The organism is Mycobacterium sp. (assembly GCF_035653355.1).
Classification (GTDB): domain Bacteria; phylum Actinomycetota; class Actinomycetes; order Mycobacteriales; family Mycobacteriaceae; genus Mycobacterium.
The window spans coordinates 1-3148 of the sequence record NZ_DASRBZ010000064.1; the positions used below are offsets into that span (position 1 = coordinate 1).

Sequence of the window (3148 nt, forward strand, 5' to 3'; positions counted from 1 at the left end):
TAAAGCCATGCTGCCGCCACCAATGACGGCTCCGGTTACGGCGATTTTGGCAACGCTGACATTCGATGTCGTGGGCTTACGGTGCCGTCCGCTCATACGTCGGTAATTCCTCCCTGTAGGCGCCCACGAGGTCAGCTGTCGGGTTCGGGCTGGAGAGGTTGCCCGGCCATCGTCGTCATCCGCGGGAAACGACGTGGCTTCACCCCAAGGAACCGCGAACGGCTCCAGTACGGTCCGGTGGACCGGTGGGTCCCCCGCCTCCATCCATCGTGTTGTCGACGTCCCCGCCTACTGGATGGAGCTCGGCGCGATAGGCGGAGAGGGCCCGCCACCCGGTAATGCCTCGGCAAGCCCGCGGAAGACGGTATCGGGTCACGCCGGTTCCGTCATGTCTTCGTTTGCGCGGCGTTTCGCTTGCGCCCGTTCGGGAAAACGCCAGGAAAGCGGATCGTTAACGCAGGTCGCGGGCGGCGAGATCAGTCCGTATCCACGCCGTGATCAAACCGTTATGTGAGTGAAATCACAGGTTTAGCCGCCCGCGAATGGGGGAAGCACGTCGAGCGTCTCGCCGGAGCGAAGCGTTGTGTGCATGTTTCGGACGGCGATTCCATCGCACAGGTAAGAACACCGGCTCAGCACCGCCGCAAGCCGCGAGTTGCTGGCAGCCAAGCCGTCGACCAGCTCGGCCACAGTGGCGCCTGGGCGCACGCAAACCGTTTCCGACTCGGCGCCGGCGGCTGCGCGCGCCGCCGCGAAGTAGCGGACAGTGACCCGGACGTCGCCGGGCTCGTCCTTGACGATCGGTTCAGCCACCGATCGCGCTCATCGGCCGGGCGGGCTGGATGAAATGCGGGTCGTTGATGCCATGGCCGGCGGGCTTTCCCCACATCGCGGCGCGCCAGGCCGCCTCGATCGCGTCGTCGTCGGCGCCAACGCGCAGCAGGGTTCGAAGATCGGTCTCCTCGGTGGCGAACAGGCAACTCCGGATCTGGCCGTCCGCGGTCAGTCGAGTGCGGTCACAGGCCGAGCAGAACGCATGTGACACCGATGCGATAACGCCGACCTTTCCGGCGCGGCCGTCGTCGTCCTCGACCTGCCATAGCTCGGCCGGTGCCGAACCGCGCGGCGCAGGGTCGGGCCGCAGGTGAAAATGCGGCCGCAACACCGCAAGCACGTCGTCGGCGCTGAGCGCGGCACCGCGGCGCCACTGGTGCCCCGCATCCAGCGGCATCTGCTCGATGACCCGCAACTGGTAGCCGTGTTCGAGGCAGAACCGCAGCAGGTCTACGACGTCCTCGCGACCCGTCACCGGGTCCAGTACGGCGTTCACTTTGATCGGCTCCAGGCCAGCGTCCTTGGCGGCGGCCAGGCCGGCCAGCACGTCCGGGAGCCGGTCGCGGCGGGCGATCGCGGCGAAGTGGGCCCGGTCCACGGTATCCAGCGACACGTTGATCCGGTCCAGGCCCGCTTTCGCGAGTGCCCTTGCCCGCCGGTCCAAGCCGAGACCGTTGGTGGTCAGCGCGATCTCGGGCCGGGGCCGCAGGCTGGCGGCGGCGGCCACCACCTCTTCGAGGTGCCGGGCCAACAACGGCTCGCCGCCGGTGAAGCGCACGCTGGTGATGCCGAGTCGGGTGACCGCGATGTGCAGCAATCGGGCCAATTCATCCGGGCGCAGCAGGTGCTCGCTGGGCAGCCAGTCCAAGCCTTCGGCCGGCATGCAGTAGGTACAGCGCAGGTTGCAGCGGTCGGTCAGCGATACCCGCAAATCGGTGGCGATCCGGCCGTAGCTGTCCACCAGCGCGCCGGCAGCAGGCGCGTCGCCGGCCATGACGGGGTCGTCTGCTCGGCGCCGCAGCGTCGGCAGCCCCAGCGCGGTTACCGTCACGTGCGCACCCACTCCGCCTGGGTCGTCGAGTCGACGGGAACGATCTCTTTGCCAAGCGGCACCAGCGACACCGGAATCAGTTTGAGGTTGGCCAGTGCCAACGGAATTCCGATGATCGTGGCGGCCATGGCCACTGCGCTCACCAGATGCCCGATCGCCAGCCACAGCCCGAAAAGCACCACCCAGATGACGTTGCCGATCACCGCGCCGGTGCCAGCGCCTGGCTTCTCGACGATAGTGCGCCCGAACGGCCACAGCGCGAACGACGCGATGCGCAGCGCCGCGAATCCGAACGGGATGGTGATGATCAGCAGGAAGCAGACCAGCGCCGCCAACAGGTAGCCGACGGCCAGCCACAGGCCGCCGAAAATCAACCAGATGACGTTCAGGATTAGGCGCATATCTCCTCCAGCGGTATTGCCAGCCTACCGAGGAAAGAGGGGTGCTCGTCGGGCCGGCATCCGAGTAGGATCAGCCATTAATCGCGTCCTGCGCAGGCGGGACGCTTCATTGTGTAGCCCATCGTAGTGTGACCCGTCAGACAAGCAGGTGAGACCAGTGCCGACTGGCAAGGTGAAGTGGTATGACGCCGCCAAAGGGTTCGGCTTCTTGTCGCAGGAGGACGGCGAAGACGTCTATGTCCGGTCCTCGGCATTGCCCGAAGGTGTCGAAGGGCTCAAGGCCGGACAGCGCGTCGAGTTCGGGGTGGCCACGGGTCGCCGCGGCCCCCAGGCCTTGAGCCTCAAGCTGATCGACCCGCCGCCCAGCTTGACTCGCGCCCGCCGGGAGACCGCCGCCGAACACAAACACAGCCCGGATGAACTGCACGGCATGGTCGAGGACATGATCACCTTGCTGGAGAGCGCTATCCAGCCCGAGTTGCGCAAGGGCCGCTACCCGGACCGCAAGACGGCCCGTCGGGTCTCCGAGGTGGTCAAGGCGGTCGCGCGCGAACTGGACGCCTAGCGGCTCTTTGCAGCGAGCTTGACGATTGCGCCTCCATTGCGAGCTACTCTGCAGTAACTTGCGAGCTACTCTGGAGTAACAAGCAAGGGGGTGCCCGATGACACAGCAAGCGCAGGTCACCGAGGAGCAGGCGAGAGCCGTAGCCGAGGAATCCCGCGAAACGGGTTGGGACAAACCGTCATTCGCCAAAGAGCTATTCCTCGGCCGCTTCCCGCTGGAGCTGATCCACCCCTTTCCCCGGCCCTCCGACGACGAGGCGGCTCGCACCGAGGACTTTCTGCGGAGGCTACGCGAATT

At 66.4% G+C, this 3148-nt stretch carries 4 protein-coding genes, 2 pseudogenes and 1 riboswitch; of the genes and pseudogenes, 2 read left to right on the forward strand and 4 right to left on the reverse strand.

Annotated features, from left to right (window positions below):
* The 4 genes and pseudogenes from VFA16_RS02045 to VFA16_RS02060 form a co-directional block, all read right to left on the reverse strand.
* A pseudogene (locus VFA16_RS02045) lies at window positions 1-96 on the reverse strand (resuscitation-promoting factor RpfA); the annotation flags it as partial.
* Window positions 97-104: 8 nt separating this feature from the next.
* Window positions 105-313: riboswitch (cyclic di-AMP (ydaO/yuaA leader) on the reverse strand.
* A gap of 215 nt (window positions 314-528) precedes the next feature.
* Window positions 529-801 (reverse strand): MoaD/ThiS family protein, encoded by a 273-nt coding sequence (locus VFA16_RS02050; protein WP_414687613.1) that lies wholly within the window; start codon window positions 799-801, stop codon window positions 529-531.
* A 4-nt stretch (window positions 802-805) separates the two neighbouring features.
* A complete protein-coding gene (gene moaA / locus VFA16_RS02055) occupies window positions 806-1885 on the reverse strand; it encodes a GTP 3',8-cyclase MoaA (RefSeq protein ID WP_324966218.1) in 1080 nt (359 codons plus the stop codon).
* Window positions 1882-2286, reverse strand: a complete 405-nt coding sequence (locus tag VFA16_RS02060; protein ID WP_324966219.1) for a YccF domain-containing protein — start codon at window positions 2284-2286, stop codon at window positions 1882-1884. Before VFA16_RS02060 ends, moaA begins: the two co-directional genes overlap by 4 nt.
* A gap of 157 nt (window positions 2287-2443) precedes the next feature.
* On the opposite strand from VFA16_RS02060, the gene VFA16_RS02065 reads away from it, so the two are divergent.
* Both VFA16_RS02065 and VFA16_RS02070 read left to right on the forward strand, forming a co-directional pair.
* Window positions 2444-2851, forward strand: coding sequence for a cold-shock protein (locus tag VFA16_RS02065; protein ID WP_324966220.1), 408 nt, complete (start codon window positions 2444-2446; stop codon window positions 2849-2851).
* 97 nt (window positions 2852-2948) lie between these two features.
* Window positions 2949-3148: pseudogene (locus VFA16_RS02070) on the forward strand (acyl-CoA dehydrogenase); the annotation flags it as partial.

Bases quoted from the DNA above. Each gene is read 5' to 3' on its own strand.
- VFA16_RS02060 (WP_324966219.1), bottom strand. From the start codon at position 2,286: ATGCGCCTAATCCTGAACGTCATCTGGTTGATTTTCGGCGGCCTGTGG.